This window comes from Zoogloea sp. GDB6 (genome assembly GCF_056724105.1).
This window is the reverse complement of the sequence record NZ_CM161497.1, coordinates 3,132,149-3,152,849: the sequence shown is the minus strand read 5'-3', so window position 1 is coordinate 3,152,849 and position 20,701 is coordinate 3,132,149. Positions and strand designations below refer to the sequence as shown.

At 64.9% G+C, this 20,701-nt stretch carries 12 protein-coding genes; 3 read left to right on the top strand and 9 right to left on the bottom strand.

All coding sequences use genetic code 11. The features are described 5' to 3' along the window. Window positions 1-8 precede the first annotated feature (8 nt). Window positions 9-1,424, bottom strand: coding sequence for an alkaline phosphatase (locus AC1PQG_RS14240; protein WP_481118501.1), 1,416 nt, complete (start codon window positions 1,422-1,424; stop codon window positions 9-11). Between the two features lie 212 nt (window positions 1,425-1,636). Further along, complete coding sequence (locus tag AC1PQG_RS14235; RefSeq protein ID WP_481118500.1) at window positions 1,637-2,857, bottom strand: glycerophosphodiester phosphodiesterase; 1,221 nt, start codon at window positions 2,855-2,857, stop codon at window positions 1,637-1,639. A gap of 161 nt (window positions 2,858-3,018) precedes the next feature. On the opposite strand from AC1PQG_RS14235, the gene AC1PQG_RS14230 reads away from it, so the two are divergent. Further along, complete coding sequence (locus AC1PQG_RS14230) at window positions 3,019-5,514, top strand: alkaline phosphatase D family protein (RefSeq protein WP_481118499.1); 2,496 nt, start codon at window positions 3,019-3,021, stop codon at window positions 5,512-5,514. 1 nt (window position 5,515) lies between these two features. Here the strand turns inward: AC1PQG_RS14230 and AC1PQG_RS14225 are convergent, their stop codons facing one another. The 5 genes from AC1PQG_RS14225 to AC1PQG_RS14205 all read right to left on the bottom strand — a co-directional run bounded on the left by AC1PQG_RS14225 (window position 5,516) and on the right by AC1PQG_RS14205 (window position 13,314). Next, complete coding sequence (locus AC1PQG_RS14225; protein ID WP_481118498.1) at window positions 5,516-7,129, bottom strand: PEP/pyruvate-binding domain-containing protein; 1,614 nt, start codon at window positions 7,127-7,129, stop codon at window positions 5,516-5,518. Between the two features lie 3 nt (window positions 7,130-7,132). After that, window positions 7,133-9,079: a phosphate transport regulator gene (locus AC1PQG_RS14220; protein WP_481118497.1), complete on the bottom strand. Its 1,947-nt coding sequence runs from the start codon at window positions 9,077-9,079 to the stop codon at window positions 7,133-7,135. A gap of 128 nt (window positions 9,080-9,207) precedes the next feature. After that, the gene (locus AC1PQG_RS14215; protein ID WP_481118496.1) at window positions 9,208-9,711 is read right to left on the bottom strand and encodes a phasin family protein; all 504 of its coding nucleotides are present in this window, start codon (window positions 9,709-9,711) and stop codon (window positions 9,208-9,210) included. A gap of 175 nt (window positions 9,712-9,886) precedes the next feature. Continuing rightward, window positions 9,887-11,890 carry an acyl CoA:acetate/3-ketoacid CoA transferase gene (locus AC1PQG_RS14210; RefSeq protein WP_481118495.1) on the bottom strand — a complete coding sequence of 668 codons (2,004 nt, stop codon included), beginning with the start codon at window positions 11,888-11,890 and terminating at the stop codon, window positions 9,887-9,889. A gap of 32 nt (window positions 11,891-11,922) precedes the next feature. Next, window positions 11,923-13,314, bottom strand: coding sequence for a GntP family permease (locus AC1PQG_RS14205; RefSeq protein ID WP_481118494.1), 1,392 nt, complete (start codon window positions 13,312-13,314; stop codon window positions 11,923-11,925). Window positions 13,315-14,427: 1,113 nt separating this feature from the next. Here AC1PQG_RS14205 and AC1PQG_RS14200 point away from each other — a divergent pair. Beyond that, the gene (locus AC1PQG_RS14200; RefSeq protein ID WP_481118493.1) at window positions 14,428-16,836 is read left to right on the top strand and encodes a putative bifunctional diguanylate cyclase/phosphodiesterase; all 2,409 of its coding nucleotides are present in this window, start codon (window positions 14,428-14,430) and stop codon (window positions 16,834-16,836) included. 33 nt (window positions 16,837-16,869) lie between these two features. Here the strand turns inward: AC1PQG_RS14200 and AC1PQG_RS14195 are convergent, their stop codons facing one another. Continuing rightward, window positions 16,870-18,549 (bottom strand): sigma 54-interacting transcriptional regulator, encoded by a 1,680-nt coding sequence (locus AC1PQG_RS14195; RefSeq protein WP_481118492.1) that lies wholly within the window; start codon window positions 18,547-18,549, stop codon window positions 16,870-16,872. Between the two features lie 192 nt (window positions 18,550-18,741). Here AC1PQG_RS14195 and AC1PQG_RS14190 point away from each other — a divergent pair, with 192 nt between their 5' ends. Beyond that, window positions 18,742-19,182 carry a 2Fe-2S iron-sulfur cluster-binding protein gene (locus AC1PQG_RS14190; RefSeq protein WP_481118491.1) on the top strand — a complete coding sequence of 147 codons (441 nt, stop codon included), beginning with the start codon at window positions 18,742-18,744 and terminating at the stop codon, window positions 19,180-19,182. 10 nt (window positions 19,183-19,192) lie between these two features. On the opposite strand, the gene AC1PQG_RS14185 is transcribed toward AC1PQG_RS14190, so the two are convergent. After that, window positions 19,193-20,188 carry a cytochrome-c peroxidase gene (locus AC1PQG_RS14185; RefSeq protein WP_481118490.1) on the bottom strand — a complete coding sequence of 332 codons (996 nt, stop codon included), beginning with the start codon at window positions 20,186-20,188 and terminating at the stop codon, window positions 19,193-19,195. Between the last annotated feature and the right edge of the window lie 513 nt (window positions 20,189-20,701).

The window sequence follows — 20,701 nt, the reverse complement described above, 5'->3', positions numbered from 1 at the left end:
AGCTCCGCTTACAGGCCGACCGACTGGCGGATCAGGTTGAAGACTTCGGTGTTGGTGATGACGCCGGTGAACTTGTCCGCACCGCGGCCGATGGCGCCGAGGAAGACGTCCGTACCGCCGTGGGTTTCGCTGCCGGCAGCCATCGGGATGGCGGCTTCCTGGTGGTAGTTCTTGTCGGCGACCTGGGCATCGGTCAGGGCGGTGCGGGTGGCCGGACGGTTTTCGCCGTTGCCGAAGCCAATGATCGTGAAAGGATTGCCGGAGCTGTCGAGGTTGAGGGCGCCGGTGACGAAGTTCTTCAGCAGGCCGAGCACGCCGGGGTTGCTGTCGGTGGTGGCGCCGGTGCGGGCAGCGTAGCCGTTCAGCACGATGGTGTGGTCGTGGTCGGCGGTGACGACGATCAGCGTGTTGGACAGGTCCGCGTCGATGGTCTTCATCTTGGCGATGGCGGTCTTGATGGCGTCATCGAAGGCCACGGTGTCCTGCAGCGCCTTCCTGGCGGTGGTCTCGTGCAGGGCGTGGTCGATGCGGCCACCTTCGACCATCAGGAAGAAGCCCTTGTTGTTCTTCGACAGGATGTCGATGGCCTTGGTGGTCATCTCGGCCAGGCTGGGCTCGACGGCCGGGTCGCGGTCGATGTCATAGCTCATGTGGCTGCTGGTGAACAGGCCGACGAGCTTCTTGGTGGAACTGGCCGAAGCGGCGTCGAACTCGGTCTTGTTCTTGACGTAGGTGTAGCCCTTGTTCACGAACTCCGCGGTCAGGTCGCGGCCGTCGGTGCGTTTGCCGCCGGCAGTGGTGGGCAGGAAGAACTGGCGGCCGCCGCCGAGGAGGACGTCCACGCCGTCGCCGAGGGCGCTGTTGTAGCCGGCGCCGCCAGGCACGGCCTGGGCGGCGATGTTGTTCTCGGCGTCGCGGTGGCAGATGTGGGAGTAGGTGACGGCCGGGGTGGCGTGGGTGATGCGGGTGGTGGTCACTGCGCCGGTACCCCAGCCGGCGGACTTGGCCAGTTCGAGCAGGGTGGTGACGGCCTTGCCATTGCCGGTGGTCGGACAGGTGCTGTCGGTGCCGTTGAGGTAGTTCTTGCCGGTGGCGTCGAAGGCGGAGGTCTCCGGGGTCATGGAGATGACCTCGTTGTTCATCTTCACGCCGGTCATGTAGGCGGCCATCGACGGGGCGGAGTCGGTGACCTGGGCATTGTTCGAGTAGGTGCGGACGAAGGCGGTCTCCGGCAGGGTATCGATGGTCAGGTCGCCGTCTTCGCCCACCTTGTAGATGCGCGCCGCGGTCAGGGTGTTGATGCCCATACCGTCGCCGAGGAAGAAGATGACGTTCTTGGGCGCGTCATGGCTGCTGCTGTTGCCGCCGCAGCCGGCGAGGAGTGCCGTTGCTGCAGCGACGGCGAGGAAGACGGGTTTCAACATGCTTCGGAAGCCTCCGAGGGAAAGGGAATTTGCAACGAGGATTTATCAAAGACGGCAAATATGGCAGCGATGTATTTCGATTACATGAAAGCCCGGTGAAAGCTTTGAAAGGTGCCACTGCCGAGATCCCCTTCCGTGGGGGCGAATCCACTCGCCTCCACGGGAAAATCGGGGAAAGTCGCCGGATGGCGCCCGTCTGTCGGGGCGGGGTGTCAGCGGCCCATTTCCTTCAGATAGGCCTTGCGGGCGGCCAGCGCGGTGTCGGCGAAGTCTGAGAACACGCCGTCCACGCCGAGGCGGTAGTAGGCGAGGTACTCGTTCTGCGGGTCGCCCTTGTAGTCGCTGGCGAGGCGGCGCTGTTCGTTGCGGAAGGTGTAGGGATGGACGAACAGGCCAGCCTTGTGGGCGTCGGCGATCAGTGTGGTGGCGGGTTGGCTGACGGTGTCGGCTTCGTTGATCTTGCCGTCGCCGTTGATGTCCGTCAGGTTGCCGCTGGCGTCCAGCGTGCCCTTGACGGTGATGATGTAGCGCTTCCACGGGCCGATGCCGTCGGCGTAGGTCTTGATCTCGGCGAGGCCGGCCGGGGTGACCATGGCGCTGAACAGACGGCTGTCGCCGGCCTTGGCCCAGTCGTAGGGCTTGTCATAGGGGGCGGCGTAGGTGAGGGCGCCGGTCTTGAGGTTCACATCGTCGGCATCGATGAGCTGCACCATCTTCGTGTTCAGGCCCTTGCTGCGCATGTACTTGAGGCTGCCCGGCTCGAAGGACTGCACGAAGATCGGGGCGGTCTTGCTGTTCCAGCCGGCCTTGTTGATCAGGTCGATGAGCTTGTCTTCCAGCGGCAGGCCGAGATCCCGGTGGTAGGTGGGGTTCTTGGTCTCCGGGTAGACGGCGATCGTGCGGCCGGTGGCGGCACTCCTGGTCTTCACCAGGTCGATGAGCTCCTGGAAGGTGATGACCTTGTAGAGGCCGTTGTACTGCTGCGGGCGTTCGGCATCGGTGGAGATGCCACCGAGGGTCTTGATCTCGGCCAGCGTGAAGTCGCTGGCGAACCAGCCGGTCTGGGTTTCGCCGTCCACCTGGGTGGTCTTCTTGCGGGCCGCGAACTCGGGGTGGTTGGCCACGTCGGTGCTGTAGGCCAGGTTGGGGTCGTGGCGGGCGATCAGCACCCCGTCCTTGGTGGAGATCAGGTCCGGCTCGACCACGTCGGCGCCCATGTCGATCGCCATGCTGTAGGCCTCGAGGGTTTCTTCCGGCAGATAGCCCGAGGCGCCGCGGTGGGCGACGACGAGGGGCGTGTCGCCGCTGAGCGTCGGCAGGCTGTTGTCGTCGTTGGAGCCGCCGCAGGCGGACAGCAGCAGTACGCTGCAACAGGCCAGCGCGATGGGCGTGAGGCCGAGGGAGGTGGACGGGGTGCGGGTCGGCTTGTACATGGGAATCTCCTGGTAAAAGCCGGAAAAGATGCCATTTTCCTATGACGAATTCGTTATTTCATGGTGGTGTTGAAGGTTTTTCTGTTTGCTTGTTGCCGTGCAATAAGCGTGTAACCGCTACGCCCTAGGCTCGCGGGCTTTCCCTTCCCCGGAGCATCTCCATGGATCGCCGCAGCTTTCTCCGCAACAGTGGTTTTCTGACCATCTCGGTCGCCCTTGGCGGGTTGGCCGGCTGTGGCAGCAGCGGTTCGGGCCTGCCGCCGCGGGCACTCGGCAGTGACTGGAAGTTTCCGCAGAGCGTCGGTTCGGGGGATCCCTCGCCGGACGGGGCGGTGCTGTGGACCCGCGTCGTGCCCATCGGTGTCGACGATGTGGCGAGCGCGTCGGGGACCGCCGACATGACGATCCGCCTGATCGTCACCGATGCCGACAACGGTGCGGCGCTCGGCAGCAATGCGGCGCTGGCCGGCCGCCTGCTGGTGGACAGCCTGGTGCCGGTGTATGCGAGCTACGACGCCACGGTACGCAACAAGGTCACCGGCCTGGCGCCGGGCGGCCTCCACTACTACCAGTTCATCGCCGGTGAGGTGCGCTCCCGCGTCGGCCGTTTCCGCACCGCGCCGGCCCGCGGCGCCAACGTGGACCAACTGCGCCTGGCCTTCATGACCTGCCAGGACTGGAGCGTGAATCACTGGGCGGCCTTCGACTACATCGCCCGCAACGAGGAGGTGGACCTGATCGTCCACCTCGGTGACTACATCTACGAGACCGTCGGCGAGGCTTTCCAGACCGGTTCGGTGGAGAGCCGCCACGACCGCCTGGTGCTGCCCGACGGTGTCGCCACCAGCAGCGGCGGCGGCGCGAAGTACGCCAATACGCTGGCCGACTACCGCTATCTGTACAAGAAATACCGCACCGATCCGCGCCTGCAGGCGGTGCATGAGCGCTTCGCTTTCGTCGCCACCTGGGACGATCACGAGTTTTCCGACGACTGCTGGGGCGACGCCGAAACGTACGACAACGGCAGCTACGACGCGGCTACGCAGCGCGGTGACAACACCCACCAGAGCACCCGCCGCCGGGCCGCCAACCGGGCCTGGTTCGAGTTCATGCCGGCCGACGTGAAGCTGGACGAGAGCATCGCCAGCTTCGATACGGTGCACCTGTACCGGGATATCCAGTGGGGCAACCTGGCCCACCTGGTGGTGACAGACGAGCGCATGTTCCGCTCCGACCACATCATTCCCGAAGCGCTGCCGAACCCGGCCACGGGGGCTCAGCTTGGCCAGATCGGCGCCCGCTACGTGGTGTCGCAGACGACGCGGGACAGCTTCGAGACGCTCAAGATGGCGGCCGCACCGGCGGACGATCCGCTCGCCAACGTGTCCATCCTCGGCCGCGCGCAGCGGGACTGGTGGAAGAGCACGATGAGCAACTCGACGGCCACCTGGAAGCTGTGGTGCAACGAGGTGTCCCTGCTGCGCATGCAGCTCGACGGCACCGACGCGATCGCCACGCTGTTCGCGCTGCAGGCGGTGAGCACGCTGGCGACCAGCGTCCAGGGCGCGCTGTCGGCCACCGGCGGCAATGTGCCGGTGGCGTCGGCGCTGGTGGCGGCGATGACCGCCGGCGCCAGCCAGGCCGTTGCGGTTGCGGCGGCAACGGCCATTGCAGCAGCGGCGGCCAGCGGCGGCAACACCAGCGCTGCGGCGACCGGTGCCGGGCTGACGGCTGCGCAGGCGGCCATCGCAGTCGCCGCCTTCGGTGCCGCCAGTGCGGCCAGCGGTACGGCGCCCCAGGTGTCGGCGGCGGCGCAGACCATCGCCTTCGGCTACATCAAGCCCGACATCCAGGCCAAGGGTGTCGCCTCGTCCTTCATCCAGTCGTCTGGCAAGGCTGCGGCGCTGGGCAGTTACTTCACCCGCTTCCTGTTCAACTGCGATCAATGGGACGGCTACAATGCCGAGCGCAAGGCGCTGATGGCCCACCTCAAGGCCGGTGGCATCCGCAACGTGGTGGCGCTGACCGGTGACCTGCACTGCTTCGACGCCGGTGTGGTGATGGACGATTTTGACGCGGCCAGCCCGCAGCCGGTGATGGTGGATTTCGTCACCGCCGGCATCAGCTCCGAGTCCCTGTTCACCTTCTACGCCGACGCGGTCGGGTCGGTCAGCCCGGACCTGGCGACGTTGATCTATTACCCGCTGTCGGTGCCGGTCAGCGGCGTGGGGACGCTGGAGCTGCGCTTCAACCTGTTCGACTTCACGATGGCCGCTGCGGCGCCGAGCCTCGACCAGTTCGCCGAGCAGGCGCGCGTGCGGGTGCGTTCGGCGCTGGCGGCGCAGGGCGTGCCGGAGGCGTCCCTGGATGCGACGACGACGGCGGTGCTGAACGGCCTGAAGGCCGACCCGACGTTCTCGACCCAGTTGCTGGGCCTTGCGCAGCAACTGGCCGGGATATCGAGGAACCCGTGGATCAAGTGGGTCAGCACTGACGCCCAGGGCTATGGGGTGGTGACGGTGACGCCGAGCGGCCTCACCTGTGTCTTCAAGCAGGTCAATCGGCTGGTGGGGACCGCCGCTCCCAGCGTGAATCCGATCGCCCGCACGCTCACTGCCCGCGTGGTGGCGGGCAGCGCGGCGCTGAGCATGGTCTGATTCAGCGGGTCTGGCCGGACACGCAGGCCCAGGTGGCCAGCGCGTCCAGCCAGGCATCCGGGCGCTCGCGTTCGATGCGCCCGGCACCGGCGAAAACCAGCCCGTTCTCGCTATCCACGGTCAGGGCGTCGCCTTCCTGCAGGCGCCGTTCGCCAAAGCTGATGGTGCGCTGCTGCAGGTCGATGGCCAGCTCGCCGCAGCCCACGAGGCAGGGCTTGCCGAGCTGACGGGCGATTACCGCCGCGTGGGCTGTGCGGTTGCCACGGGCTGTCAATATGCCGGCGGCGGCCTTGATGCCGGGCAGGTCGGTGGTGCTGAAGTCGTTGCGTACGAGGATGCAGGCCTGGCCGGCGGCGGCATATTGGCCGGCACGGGCCGCGTCGAGGGCGATTGCGCCCGCGGCGACGCCGACGCTGGCCGGGATCGCGGCGGCCAGGCGTTCGAGGGGCGGATCGGCGACGAGGTGAGTGCGGGCGATCTGGGCGACGTCTACGCCGGCGAGCCGCTCTAGAGCGGTGGCCGGCGACCACGCGCCGCTGTTCACCTGATCGACGGCGATGCGCAGCGCCGCCCACGGCGTGCGCTTGGCGTCGCGGGTCTGCAGGAGGTAGAGCACGCCGTCCTGGACCGTGAATTCGAATTCCTGCACGTCGCCGAACTGTCGCTCCAGCAGTGTGCCGAGGGCCTGCAGGTGGGCATGCACGTGGGGCAGTACGCTGGCCAGGCGGGCGGCGTCGGAGGCCGAGTGCTGGCCCGACACCACGTCCTCGCCCTGGCTGTTGAAGCGGAAGTCAAGGTAGGGCGCGGGATCGCCGTTGGCCGGATTGCGGGTGAAACCGACGCCGCTGCCGGAGGTGCCGCCGGCGTTGCCGAACACCATCCGTTGCACGGTGACGGCGGTTCCCATACGGTCATCGATATCGTGCAGTTGGCGGTATGTGGTGGCGCGGGGGGACTGCCAGGAGTCGAACACGGCTTCGCTGGCGGCAAGGAGCTGCTCCAGCGGGTCCTGGAGAAAGGGCCGGCCGACCACGCTTTCGTAGACGTCGAGGTAGCTGCGGGCCAGGCTGGCCAGCGCGCGGAAGTCCAGTTCGGCGGGGCGGCTGACGCGGGCATGCTCAAGGGCCAGCCGCAGTGCCGCGTTGAAGGGCTCCGGCGGGGCGTGGTGCACCACTTCGGCAAACTGGTGGATCAGGCGCCGATACGAATCCCAGGCCAGGCGCGGGTTGCCGGTGAGGCGCAGGAGGCCGCGCAGGGTGGCGTCGGTGAGGCCGACGTTGAGCACGGTGTCCATCATGCCGGGCATCGAGATCGGGGCGCCGGAACGGACCGAGACCAGCAGCGGCTTGCGGCCCGAGCCGAGTTCCAGCCCGCAGGCTGCCTCCAGCCGCTCGACCTGGCTTTCGAGCAGGGCGCGGAGCGGGGCACGGAAGCCGGCGGGGTCGGCGCACCGTGCCCGCTGTACGGCGGTTCCGAGGATGAAGGCCTGCGGTACCGGCAGGCCGATGGAGGCCATGCGGACCAGGTTGAAGGCCTTGAAGCCCATCCCGTCGACCGTGCCGTCGATGCGCGGACCGGGCAGGCCAATGGCGTAGATGTGTGCCTGGAGATCCATGGTCTACTCGCTCAGCATGGCGGCCAGCAGGTGGTCGCGGAGTTTGAGGGCGGTGTGCAGGAGGGCGTCCGCCGCGGCTTCGAGGTTGCGCGCGCATTCGGTGCTGGCGAAACGCTGGGGAAAGGCGTCGCCGGCGACGATCAGCGCGCGCTTGAAGCTGCGATGGGCGTCGTCGCTCCGTCGTTCGGCGGCCATGATCTGGTGCACCGCTTCGAGGAAGTCCTGCAGCTCTTCCCGCGGGCAGCCGCGGCGCACGTTGCGGGCACACTCCAGTGCCTTGAGGAATTCCTGCGTGCTGCCGACCACCATGCCGGCCAGGTTTTCCAGCGCGTCGAGCAGCGCGGTGCAAGGCGGGGTGGAGGGGATCAGGCTGAGGTGGAAGGCCGCTTCTTCCAGTTCGTCAGTGATGTCATCGGCGCTTTCGAGCAGCGTGCAGTAGAAGTCGTTCTGGCCGCCGCCGCTGTGGCGCAGCTCGCGGGCGAGGTTGACCAGCTCGTCGGCCCGGTGCTCCCACGCCTTGGCGCGTTCGGCGTTGAAGGCGATACGCGCGCTGCCGTCCGCAGTGCGCAGCTCAAGGAGACTGTCGCGCACGCCGCTGGCGAGCTCGACGGCCAGCGCGGCATGCTCGGCGGCGATGTCGATGAGCTGGTGGCGGGTGCTGCGGAAGCAGCTCACCAGTTCGGCGTGGATGCGGTCGCGCAGCATGTCGTCCGGCTCGCCCTGCTGCTGGCTCTCCGAGGATGCGCGCAGCACGAACTGCATGAAGGCGGTGGCGCGGCTGCGTTCCAGCATGTCGTCGAGGCGCGAGCCGAAGGCGGGCGGCGTCTGCGCCGCGAAGGCGAGGGCGTCGAAGACCAACTGCTCTCCGCCCGCCCGCAGCCAGCCCATGTGGCCGAGGTTCTCGTCGGCCGCCCACTTGAGCAAGGCCAGGCTTTCCTTCTTCGGTAGCAGCAGGCGGAGGCGCTTGCGGGCGCGGTTCCAGTCGATCAGGAAGACCAGCCGGGAGCCGAGGAACTGCAGGTAGTCGCACAGCCCGGCTTCGTTGTTGGCGGTGAAGCGGCCGGTGCCCATGTGGTAGACGCCGTCTTCCAGATCCCGGTCGGTGCGGGAGCGGGTGTCGTCCCAGCTCACTGCCCAGTGCTCGAAGAGGCTCTGGAAGAACACCAGGCGCTGCATGTGGATGTCGGTGTAGGTCAGCGTTACGCAGCGCTTTTCCACGTGCACCACGAGGACGTGGGCGTCCGTCGTGCCGATGTCGTTCTGCAGGATCAGCCGGCCGCCGTTGCGGGTGGCGGTGGTGCCGAGACCGGGGTGGTCGAACTTGAGGGGGCGGGTGGCGTTGACCCCGCGCATGAAGGCGGCGATCAGCGGGCGGTCGTCCGGTGCGGTGTCGTAAGTGGCTGCACCGTCGATGTCTTCGCTGGCGATGCGGGTCTGCAGTCGGTTGAGAACCTTGTGCATGTCCATCACCAGCAGGTGGGCACTGTCACCGCGTTCCCGGTCGCCGGAGGTCAGGCGGTGAATCTGGGCCGCGCTGAGGGTGTCGGCGCTGTCGCACCAGGCCTGGGCATGAAGAGCCGCCAGACGGGCCGCCAACAGCACCGAGACGTCCTCGCCGCTGTTGCGGATGGGCTCGAACATGCTCTCCAGCTCGGCGGAGATACGTCCGCACAGGGCGTCGGCCGATGGAATGTGGAATAGATCGGTATCGAGCTGGCAGCTGTTGCCGGGAATGTCGTCCAGGCTTTCGTCGCCGATACCGGCGGCGATGCGCTCCAGACCGAGGGAGGCGAGGGGCCGTTCCGGATTGAAGGCATGGGCCCGTGCCGTCTGGATCAGGCTGAGGTAGTACTTGGCGCGGTCGTTGGCGCCCAGTGCCTCGGCCAGCAGCGCCGGCAGGAGCAGGCTGGGCTCTCCCAGCGCGTCGATGATGCGGGTCTTTTCCGTCATGATCCTCTTCCGCTGGGGATGGAGGGGAAAGACTGCGCTGCTAGGGTGACAGGCGTATTGCTGTAGGGGCTCCCAAAAAAGAAAACGGCGCCCGGAGGCGCCGTTCGGCAATGCGTGCAGCGGACCGCTTACTTCTTGGGGGTCAGCTTGGTGAAGGCCTGGAAGGCTTCGGTGGAGGCCTTGGTCATCTGCTCGTAGGCGGCACGAGCGGTGTCCATGGCGCTCTGGATGGAGCCCAGGGCATTGTGGTCGCCGATAGGCAGGCCCTTGAAGAGCTTCTGGAAGGAGTCGACGACGTCCTGGCCGCCGCCGGTCAGCTGTTCGGTGACCATCTTGCCGACTTCGGCTTGGGTCTTGGCGGTGATCTCGGCGATTTCGCGCGCACAGGTCAGCATCTTCTCGGTGGTGCTCTGGGCGTAGGCGGTACGCAGGTTCAGGGCTTCGGCCGGATCCTTGACGCCGGACAGGGCCTTGGCATTGGCGACGCCTTCTTCGAACAGGGACTTGGCGGTGCCGACCTGCAGTTCCATGATGCGCTGGGAGTTCTCGATGGAGAGCTGGGCCAGACGCATGGCGGCTTCCAGGTTCTTCTTCTGAATCTCGTTGAATTGCTGTTCTTGCTTTGTAGCCATAGATTTTCTCCACACGTTGTTATTGAACAGTAAGAGCCCCAGACTGAATCCCTCCCGTGGCCTCCTGTGAAAAACGATAGCACAGGCTCTTATGAGGGCGATGGCAGGAGGGCAAAAAAACGGTGTGCAATAGTGCATTATGTTGCACTGCAGCAACAGCTGTGGCGTAGAACCCTCACTGTCCGTCCGTCAGCCCGGCCCGGGCCTCTTCGGCCGAATCGAAAATCCCGGGCGAAAGGTGCCGGGCGCTGAGTGCATCGCCGAGCTTCGTACGCAGGAAGGGGTTGGTGGCGTAGCGGGTGACCTGGGAATAATGGGTTTCCATCAAGCCCTTGATCATGTTTGCGTAGGGTTCGATCAGCTCGTCGAGAATGTCGAAGCCGTGGTAGTTCACCACCACCGGCACCTTGTGGCCGACCGGGTCGAGAATGCCGGTGACCAGGCGGCGGATCCGGTCCACGTCGTCGGCGTGGCGCAGGCGCAGGTTGTCGAAGTCGATGAAGAACAGGTTCTGTCCGGCGTCGTAGTGGAAGCGCGATTCCAGCGGTGTGGCGAGGATGGTCTGGCGCAGCTCCATCGGCGCGTCGCGGAAGATGCGTTCGTCCATCACGCACGGCGTGCCGCGGATGATCGGCTTGAAGGCCATGTGGGCGAGGATGTCCCGTTCCACGTCGATGCCCGGGGCAACCTCGATCAACTCCACGCCGGCGGGGGTCAGCTCGAAGACGCAGCGTTCGGTGATGTAGAGCACCGGTTGCTTGCGCCGCACGGCCTCGGCGCCGCTGAAGGTGCGGTGCTCCACTTCCTTGACGAACTTGACCGCCTTGCCTTCGACGAGGATCTTCAGCCGGCCGTCCTGCAGCGCCACTTCGAGGCCACCGGCGGTGAAGGTGCCGACGAAGACGACTTTCTTGGCATTCTGGCTGATGTTGATGAAGCCGCCGGCGCCGGTCAGCTTGGGGCCGAACTTGGAGACGTTGAGGTTGCCCTGCTCGTCGGCCTGGGCGAGGCCCAGGAAGGCGAGGTCAAGGCCGCCGCCGTCGTAGAAGTCGAACTGGCTCGGCTGGTCCACGATAGCCGCGGTGTTTACCGCCGCCCCGAAGTTGAGCCCGCCCTGGGGAATGCCGCCGATCACGCCGGGTTCGGCGGTGAGGGTCAGCAGGTCGATGACCCGTTCCTCCGCCGCCACCGCGGCGACGCCTTCGGGCATGCCGATGCCGAGGTTCACCACCGCGTTGGGGATCAGCTCCATTGCTGCGCGGCGGGCGATGATCTTGCGCTCGCTCATCTCCATCGGCTCGAGGGATGTGACCGGGATGCGGATCTCGCCCGAGAAGGCCGGGCTGTACTGCTCCATGAAGGTCTGCATGTGCCACTCGGGGCGCTCGGCCACCACCACGCAGTCCACCAGGATGCCGGGGATCTTTACCTGCCGCGGGTTTAAGGAGCCCGATTCGGCGATGCGCTCCACTTGTGCGATGACGATGCCGCCGCTGTTGCGTACCGCCATCGCGATGGCCTGGCCTTCGAGCGTGAGGGCTTCCTTCTCCATCGTGATGTTGCCGTCCTGGTCGGCGGTGGTGCCGCGTACGATGCCGACGCTGATCGGGAAGGCCTTGTAGAACAGGTATTCCTCGCCGTCGATCTCCATGATGCGCACCAGGTCTTCGGTGGTGCAGCTGTTCACCTTGCCGCCGCCGAAGCGGGGATCGACGAAGGTGCCGAGGCCGACACGGGTCAGCGTGCCTGGCTTGCCGGCGGCGATGTCCCGGTACAGGTGGGTGATGACGCCCTGGGGCAGGTTGTAGCCCTCGATGCGGTTGGCGACGGCCAGTTCCTGCAGGCGCGGCACCAGGCCCCAGTGGCCGCCGACCACGCGCTTGATGAGGCCCTCGTGGCCGAGGTGGTTGAGGCCGCGGTCCTTGCCGTCGCCCTGGCCGGCGCCGTAGACGAGGGTCAGCCCCTCGGGCTTGCCGCGGCCGTCGCTGCTCTGGTCGCGGGTTTCGAGGAAGCGCTGTTCGAGGGCGATGGCGATGTTCTCGGGAAAGCCGATGCCGACGAAGCCGGTGGTGGCGAGGGTGTCGCCCGAGCGGATCAGCTTGACCGCGTCGGCGGCGCTGACCACCTTGCCGGTGTTGCGGCCTTGCGGCGGGGAGAGTTTAGGTTTTGTCGGGTTCATTTTCGGGTCTCCTTTGGCGGTCGGGGCGTGGCTCAAACGATACCGAAAAGATAGTAGGCGGTGATCACCACGAAGACCGCGGAAGTCTTGATGACCGTGATCGCGAAGATGTCGCCGTAGGACTGCCGATGGGTCAGGCCGGTGACCGCCAGCAGCGTGATCACGGCGCCGTTGTGGGGCAGGGTGTCCATACCGCCGGAGGCCATCGAGGCGACCCGGTGGAAGACTTCCAGCGGAATGCCGGCCGCCTGGGCGTTGGCGATGAAGGTCTCGGCCATCGCCGCCAGCGCGATGCTCATGCCGCCGGACGCCGAGCCGGTAATGCCGGCCAGCGTGGTGATGCTGATGGCTTCGTTGATGAGCGGGTTGGGGATCGCCTTGAGGGCGTCGGCGATGTAGATGAAGCCCGGCAGCGCGGCGATGATGGCGCCGAAGCCATACTCGGAAGCGGTGTTCATCGACGCCAGCAGGGCGCCGCCGACGGCGGCCTTGGAGCCTTCGGCGAATTTCTCCATCACCGGCTTGAAGGCGAAGGCCAGTACGCACAGGATGCCCAGCAGCAGCGCTGCCTCCACGGCCCAGATCGCGGCGATCTTGGTGACGTCGGTGGAGATCGGCTTGGCCAGGCCGGGCAGAACGAGGTCATGCATCTTGCCGTAGAGGTCGGGGATCACATTGGTAAACACCTTGTTGAAGATACCGACGACGAACAGCGGCAGGATTGCGACGACCGGGTTGGCGAGCTTCTCGTGGGTGAAGGGTTCCGGTTCGTTGAGCAGCTTGTCGCCGTAGCCCTCGCCGGCGTTCTGGGCTGTGCGGCGGCGCCAGTTGAGGAAGGTCAGGCCGACGATCAGGATGAACACCGCGCCGATCACGCCGAGGGACGGGGCGGCCCAGGTGTTGGTCTTGAAGAAGGTGGTCGGGATGATGTTCTGGATCTGCGGCGTGCCGGGCAGGGAGTCCATCGTGAAGGTGAAGGCGCCCAGTGCGATGGTGCCGGGGATCAGGCGCTTGGGAATGTTGCCCTGGCGGAACATCTCGGCGGCGAAGGGGTAGACCGCGAAGACCACCACGAACAGGGACACGCCGCCGTAGGTGAGTAGCGCGCAGACCAGCACGATGGACAGCATCGCCCGCTCGCGTCCGACCATGTTGATCACCGATGAGACGATGGCCTTCGAGAAGCCCGACAGCTCAATGACCTTGCCGAATACGGCGCCGAGCATGAAGACCGGGAAATACAGCTTCACGAAGCCGACCATCTTGTCCATGAAGAGACCGGTGAAGGCGGGGGCCACCAGGCCGGGGTCAGTGAACAGGACGGCCCCAAGGGCCGCCACCGGAGCAAACAGAATCACGCTGTAACCCCGGTAGGCGATGAACATCAGAAATACCAGGGCTGCGATGACTATCAGGAAATCCATGGTCCTTACCTTTCTGTAACAACGACGAGACGGAATCGAAGCGGAAACGGGAACGGAAATGCTGATGTTGCGGAACTGCGTGGCGACGGAATAAATGGAAAAAATGGTCATCAAAGATTACGCCATATGGGTGATGCGTATGGCGTTGTTTTGTTAGGGGTATTCCCTTAGGCATAAGGACCTAGGGGAATACCCGGAAGGTTCTGCGGCGGGAGGCGAAAGGGAAATGGATACCGGGGCGGTGGAATACACTCTCGATTAGAAAGACTGATTCTCCCGGGCTGAATGGCGGAGGTCGGGCCGATGGCGGGCAGTCACTGTCAGCCACGATTGGAAGCACAGATAAGCTTGCGGTGTCGGGAAACTTTACGGACGTCGCCCAGGCCGGACTTGGAGAGCAGGTAAGCGATTGAATCGATTTTTATTCTTTTCCCTGGCGTATAAATTGCTGTTTCCAGGCACCGGGGAATGTTTGCATTACCCATGCGAATAGGAGGGGTAATGCAAACAATAAAGAAATATTGTTGGTTCTCCGCGAGGTAATCCGGGCACACGCAGGGCTGGCAGGCGCGAGTCAGTGCTGCTGTATCGTATGTCGCGTTTTTTGGCTTTGGGCATGTTCCGCATGCGGGGCCAGCGTGAGCTTCTAGCATTGCACTGGTCTGTTCCGGGTTCTCTTGCGGTATCAAGCACAAGCCGGGGAGGAGCAGAATCATGAGCCCGCTGAGTTGGTGGTTCGATTACTGGGCCGGCGCTTTCGACGCGTACCTGTCGCACGTGGGTGGGGGGCGGTACTTGTGGTCGTCGGAGGAACGTCTCCCGGACTGCGGCTGGAGGTGATCCGTTAGCCTGCCGCCCAACGGCGTTGCCGGGGGCGACGGTGGAATGGTGCACGTATAAGAAATGCCTTTCGTCGGTCGACGAAGGGCATTTCTTTTTTTGAACTCGGCGGGATTGTGTGTGGAATACGGCACGCTGGTCCTCCTGCCGTGTTCAAGTCCGCGGAGCTTGAGTCGTTAAGGGCAAGTTTGTCCGGCCCGGGAAAGGGCCGGGCAAGGTCGGGACGCACATTGGCCTGCGTGCCGGCTGTAGTCTTGTCCGAGATGCATCCGAATGGAAAACGAAAACCGCCACGATCAGTTGTTACGCTGGTCCCTGATCGAAAACGCCTTCGCCCAGGGGCAAGGGGGGGCCTTGCTCAATGGCCTCGCGGTGCTCTGCGTTGCCTGGCTGCACAAGTCCATGACGGGGGACTGGCTGGCGATTCCGTGGCTGCTGGCGATGCTGGCCGCGGTCGTTGTCCGGGTTGCCACGTTGCGGCTGGGTGAGCGGACGTTTGCCGCACGGTCGCTGAATTTCATGGAGCGCCTGTTCTGGATGCCGCTGGCGGCGGTGTCTGTCCTGTGGGCGCTGTTGCCGTTCCAACTTCGGCCGGATATCAGTACCGGGGAGGTGCTGGTGCTGGCGCTCATCCATTTCGGTCTGGCCGGCCGGGCGGCATCGGTGCTGGCGCCGGTGTTGTGGTCGGCACGCTTCTACATCGCCTGCCTGCTGTTGCCGGGTGCCTTGCTGTTCGTTGCGCTGCCGTTGCCCGGCTCCGCGGTGCTCGGTGGGCTGACGATGTGCTACCTGGCGACCATGCTGTCGGCCCACTGCTGGGCGCGGAAAACCTTGCTGGCGGCCCGGCGCAGCCTGATCGAGAACCAGGGGCTGCTGGGTGAGGCGCGTCGGCAGCAGGAGGTCGTCGAGTCGCTGAACCGGGATCTGGTGGCTGCGCGTGATGCGCTGACCTCGCAGAACGCCGGGCTGGAGCGCATGGTGGCAGAGCGTACCGCCAAGGTCCGGTTGGCCTCGGCAGCCATCGAGAACATTGCGGCGGGCGTCATTGTCACGGACGCGGAAGGCCTGATCGTCGAGGCCAATCCGGCCTTTTGTGCGATGACCGGAATGTCGCCGGTGTCCATCGTGGGGCAACCCATCGGAACCCTGAATCCTGCCGACCACGATCCGCTGGCGGTCGAGGCCATGTGGGGCGAACTGCGCCGCCTCGGCCACTGGTCCGGTGAAGTGTGGAGCCGCAAGGCGGACGGCGGTTTGTTCCTTGAGCGTCGTTCCATCGATGCGGTACGTGACGCGGACGGGAAGGTTACGCACTACGTGTTTGCAGTCACCGACATCACGGAGTCCCAGGAGAAAGATGAGCGGATCCGCTTCCTGGCCTTCCATGATGCGCTGACCGGCCTGCCCAACCGCTTCCTGCTGGAGGATCGCCTGCGCCATGGCATCGAGATGGCGCGCCGGGATCGGGAGCAACTGGGCTTGATGTTCCTCGACCTGGACCAATTCAAGAGTGTCAATGACAGCCTCGGTCATCAGGTTGGCGACATGCTGCTGGTGGAGGTCGCCCAGCGGGTGAAGAGCCTGGTGCGCCAGTCCGACACCGTGGCGCGGCTGGGCGGCGACGAGTTCGTGGTGCTGGTGCGCGGCCTGCAGAATGGTCGGGTCTGCGCCACACTGGCTCGCAAGATCATCGAGGCGATCAGTGAGCCCATTCAGGTCCTGTCCCATCGTATCAATATCGGCACATCGGTCGGTGTGGCCGTGTTTCCGGACGACGGCAGCGATGGCACCACCTTGATGAAGAACGCCGACGTGGCGATGTATGCGGCGAAGGCTGCGGGGCGAGGCGTCTATCGCTTCTTCGAGCCTGCCATGTCGGAGGCCGCACGCTTGCGGCTGGAACTGGAAACCGCCTTGCGCCACGCATTGGCTCACGGGGAGCTGAGTCTGCACTACCAGCCCAAGGTGGGGGCCACTAACGGTGAGATCGTCGGCTACGAGGCGCTGCTGCGCTGGCACAACGCCGAGCGGGGCGCCATCCAGCCGTCTCAGTTCATTCCGGTGGCGGAGGATTGCGGCCTGATCGGCGAGTTGGGGCGGTGGACCCTGCGTGAGGCCTGCCGGCAGATTGCTGCCTGGCATCGTGCGGGCTACGGATGGCAGCGGGTGGCGGTGAATATCTCGGCGCGCCAGTTCGTCGAGGGCGACCTGGTCGGCGAGATCCTGTGCCAGGCCGAGGCCGCCGAGATCCCGCCGACCCTGCTGGAGATCGAACTGACCGAGAGCATGGTGATGAACCGTCCGGAAGAGGCGGCCCAAACCCTGCAGGCACTCAAGGAGCTGGGTGTGACGGTGGCCATCGACGACTTCGGCACCGGCTATTCGAGCCTCGCCTACCTGCGCCGTCTGCCAATCGATGTGCTGAAGATCGACCGCTCCTTCGTCGGTGAGGCCGACCTGGACGAACACGGTGTTGCAATCATCCATACCATCCTGGCGTTGGCGCGCACCCTTGGATTGGCGGTGGTTGCCGAAGGTGTTGAGACGGAAAGCCAGGCAGATCTGTTGCGGCGCGGCGGCTGCGATTTCCTGCAGGGCTACCTGTTCAGTCGGCCGGTGCCGGCCGGGCTCATCGAGGAGCGCTGGCGGGCTGCGTCCGGTACGGTGGCGGCGGTCTCCTGACCCCCGCCGCCGCCACGGGCCGCCACCCGTCGCTCACACCGAGGCTTCCTTCTTCTTCAGGCGGTAATTGAGTTGGGGGCGGGTAATGCCGAGCAGGCGCGCCGCGCCTGACAGATTGCCCTTTGCCTCCTTGACCGCGTGCTGGATCAACGCCTGCTCAAGGCTGTCCAGCCCGATGCCGGCAGCGATGACCTGGCTGCACAGGGTATTGGTGGCGTCTTCTGCATTCGTTGAACTCAGGCTGCCGGCGTCATTGATGCCTTCCTGACGAGCCTCGAAGTCCTGCGGACCGGCGAACAGGTGTTCGACCTCGATCCATTCGTCCTGCGGAGCGAGGATCACGCCGCGCTCGATGGTGTTCTCCAACTCGCGGATGTTGCCGGGCCAGGCATGACCCTTTAGTGCGCGCAAGGCCTTGTCGGTGACGCCGGCAATGCGCTTGCCGTGCAATGCGCCGAAGCGCTTCAGCATGGCTTCCACCAGCAGAGGAATGTCGGCGACCCGTTCGCGCAGCGGCGGGATCACCACCGGATAGACGTTGAGCCGGTAGAACAGGTCACTGCGGAAACGCCCGGCCTTGACCGCGGCGTGCAGGTCCACGTTGGTGGCGGCCACCAGGCGCACGTTGATCTTGCGCGTGCGGTCATCGCCGAGGCGCTCGATCTCGCCTTCCTGCAGCACGCGCAGCAGCTTGGCCTGGGCGGCCAGCGGCAGTTCGCCGACCTCGTCGAGGAACAGGGTGCCGCCGTCGGCGCGCTCGAACTTGCCCATCCGCGATACCTGGGCGCCGGTGAAGGCGCCGCGCTCGACGCCAAAGAGCTCTGACTCGATCAGATCATGGGGAAGGGCCGCACAGTTGATCGCTACGAAGGGGCCGGCGGCGCGGGGGCTCATCTCATGCAGCGCGCGGGCGAAGCGCTCCTTGCCGACGCCGGTTTCACCGAGCAGCAGCACCGTGACCTGGGTGGCGGCGGCCTTGTCGATCAGCGTGTAGGCGTGGCGGAAGCCGGCCGACGAGCCAATCAGGCTGGGTGGCGGCAGGCGGCGTTCCAGCGTGGCGCGCAGCGCATCGACCTCGCTGCGCAGTTCGAGCATGCGGCTGACGATGGAGTCAGCCTCGTAGTAGGGCGTGTAGTCGGCGGCGTCCGGCCATTCCTCCACGGGCTTGCCAACGATGCGGCAACGGTTGCGGCCGGTGGCGACGCACTCGGTTTCCTTGAAGAGGATGAAGCGCCCCATGAAGGCTGAGGTGTAGCCCGACGCGTAGCCGATCTGCATCCAGCACACCGGATGTTCCGCGTGGCCGAATTCCCGTACATGAACTTCCGCCTCGACGGAGTTCTCCCACAGGAAGTCGCCGTAGAAGTGGCTGGCGTCCTTGTCGAAGTCGAGCTTGAATGGGGTTACGTGCACCATGCCCTCCAGCATGTGCAGCTGGGGGCCGACCACGAAGGCGTCCTGAAGACTGTGGTCGCCGCGGATCTTCTTGGCCAGCTCGGCGTCGCGGGCACCTGCAGCATAGCCCATGCGGGTCAGGATGCGGCGGGCCTGGTCGATGCCGACCGAGTTGATGAGCTCCTTGCGCAGTTCGGACAGTGCCGCCGCATGCATCAGGATCATGCGGCTTTCGTGGAGCCATATCAGGCCCTTTTCGGAACAGAAGCGCACGAGGCTGCGCAGATCGGCGTTCTGCGGGTAATGGATGTCGCTCACGATGTCTCCTCCAGCGTCTTCCGCCGCTTGATAGGAATAATGATGGCCGGCGCAATGCCGGGCGGCGGGAGACAGGGTCTTATACCACGTGGCCGATATGGGCTCGCGGACGCTCCGCACAGCGGAGCGCCGATTCCTCATCAGCTTGCGTTATAAGTTTATTGGCGATAATAATACATAATCTCGAGAAAAATGAAGCCGGACCGATTCGCCATCCAGAGCGAGCAATCCGGATCGATGATGTGCCAGGAGGAGACCATGGCCCAGAAGTACCTGATCCATATCGGAAACAGCGGTGAGGATTACACCTGCGATGCCGAGCTGAACCTGTTGCGTGGCATGGAAGTGCTGGGACGGCGGGGCATTCCCGTTGGTTGCCGCGGCGGTGGCTGCGGGATCTGCAAGGTGGCGATCCAGTCCGGCAGCTACGAGGCCCGCAAGATGAGCCGCGACTGCGTGAGCGCGGAGGAGGAGGCGAGTGGAGTGGTGCTGGCCTGTCGTGTCTTCCCCCGTGGCGAAATGTCCCTGACCGTGGTCGGCAAGATGGTCAAGGCGTTGGAGCGGGGCGTCGAAAAGAAGGGGGCATCCTTGGATGCCCCCGTGCCGGCGATGCCGGCCAGGCCAGCGAACTAGACAGTTAGCTTCAGAACGGCTGCGGCCGTGGCGTGGCGTCGGTGGACGGCGGCAGCACCGGCAGCTTGAAGGACGGTTGCTGACCGGTCAGCGTTTTCAGGAAGGCCACGATCTTGGCGTTTTCCTCGGCGCTGAACTTGCGGCCCAGCTGCAGGCGGCCCATGGTGTCCACCGCTTCGCCAAGGGTTGCCGCACCGCCGTCGTGGAAGTACGGATAGGTGAGCTCCACGTTGCGCAGCGTGGGCACCTTGAACAGGAAGCGGTCGGCGTCCTTGCCGGTTACCGCGATGCGCCCTTCAGCCGGGCTGTTCGCCTTGTAGGCCTCCACCACCCCCATCTTCTGGAAGGAATTGCCACCCACGGCTGGGCCGTTGTGGCAGGCCACGCAGCCGCTGTCCTTGAACAGCTTGTAACCGGCCAGTTCTTCCGTATTCAGCGCTTTCTTGTTGCCCTTCAACCATTGGTCGAAGCGCGAGTTGGGCGTCACCAGTGTCTCCTCGAAAGCAGCGATCGCGCCAGTGATGCGGTCCACGTTGATCTCGTCCGAACCGAAGGACTTGCGGAAGGCTGCTACGTATCCTGGGATCGTTTTCAAGGTATCAACCGCGAGTTCGTGGCTGAAGGCCATTTCGCCAGGGTTGGCGATCGGCCCGCCGGCCTGCGCCTTCAGGTCGGCCGCGCGGCCGTCCCAGAACTGGGCCAGGTTGTAGCGGGCATTGAGTACCGTCGGTGAGTTGATCGGCCCTTTCTGCCAGCCGTGGCCGATGGAGCTTTTGAGGTTGTCGCTGCCGCCCATCGACAGGTTGTGGCAGGAGTTGCAGGAGATGAAGCCCGACTTGGACAGGCGTGGGTCGAAGAACAGGGCTTTGCCCAGTTCGACGGCTGCGGGGTTGGTGATCTTGGGTGGAGCGATCGGCTGGATAGGTTCGGCGGCCGAGGCTGCATGGGCGCTGCCGATGGTGCCCAGTGCCAGAGTGACGAGTACGACGGTACGACGGATGGTCATCAGGGACTCCTTGCGGTTGGGGAGGTTTTGGGGCGCAGCCGGGAGGGCGGTCGTGCCTCGGGCGGCCCGGTAGGAATATTCCGTGAAGAGCTTTAAGGAATCCTTAAAGAATATGCGTTTGGATATTGTTGATGTCAAATGCCTATTTTGGGCGCATTTTTATCCCCGTTCAGGACACCGTTGGATGACCCGAATTCAAGCCGATTTGATGACGTTGTGTTGAGGTGCAAACACCTGTAAGAAAAAGGGGGGTGATTCCGGCCATCCATGGCGGGTGCGGTCGGATGCTATTTCACTGGAATATCATCCATTTGAAATTGTGCGGAAGGTCTTCTGGCGGGATATGACCGGTCGAATTTCATTGGCATGATTGCTGCCATGGCATGCGCTTTCCAATCAGGAGGTGATGTCGATGAAGTCTTCTTCCACTCAAGCCGGCTTTGTTTGCCGGGTGCGGGCTGACAATCCCGTTCCGCGCCGATCCGTATTGGCTGTTGCGATTGCAGGCGCTTT

Bases quoted from the DNA above. Each gene is read 5' to 3' on its own strand.
- AC1PQG_RS14185 (WP_481118490.1), bottom strand. From the start codon at position 20,188: ATGACCATCCGTCGTACCGTCGTACTCGTCACTCTGGCACTGGGCACC.
- AC1PQG_RS14240 (WP_481118501.1), bottom strand. From the start codon at position 1,424: ATGTTGAAACCCGTCTTCCTCGCCGTCGCTGCAGCAACGGCACTCCTC.
- AC1PQG_RS14190 (WP_481118491.1), top strand. From the start codon at position 18,742: ATGAAGCCGGACCGATTCGCCATCCAGAGCGAGCAATCCGGATCGATG.
- AC1PQG_RS14210 (WP_481118495.1), bottom strand. From the start codon at position 11,890: ATGAACCCGACAAAACCTAAACTCTCCCCGCCGCAAGGCCGCAACACC.
- AC1PQG_RS14225 (WP_481118498.1), bottom strand. From the start codon at position 7,129: ATGGATCTCCAGGCACACATCTACGCCATTGGCCTGCCCGGTCCGCGC.
- AC1PQG_RS14220 (WP_481118497.1), bottom strand. From the start codon at position 9,079: ATGACGGAAAAGACCCGCATCATCGACGCGCTGGGAGAGCCCAGCCTG.
- AC1PQG_RS14215 (WP_481118496.1), bottom strand. From the start codon at position 9,711: ATGGCTACAAAGCAAGAACAGCAATTCAACGAGATTCAGAAGAAGAAC.
- AC1PQG_RS14200 (WP_481118493.1), top strand. From the start codon at position 14,428: ATGGAAAACGAAAACCGCCACGATCAGTTGTTACGCTGGTCCCTGATC.
- AC1PQG_RS14205 (WP_481118494.1), bottom strand. From the start codon at position 13,314: ATGGATTTCCTGATAGTCATCGCAGCCCTGGTATTTCTGATGTTCATC.
- AC1PQG_RS14230 (WP_481118499.1), top strand. From the start codon at position 3,019: ATGGATCGCCGCAGCTTTCTCCGCAACAGTGGTTTTCTGACCATCTCG.
- AC1PQG_RS14235 (WP_481118500.1), bottom strand. From the start codon at position 2,857: ATGTACAAGCCGACCCGCACCCCGTCCACCTCCCTCGGCCTCACGCCC.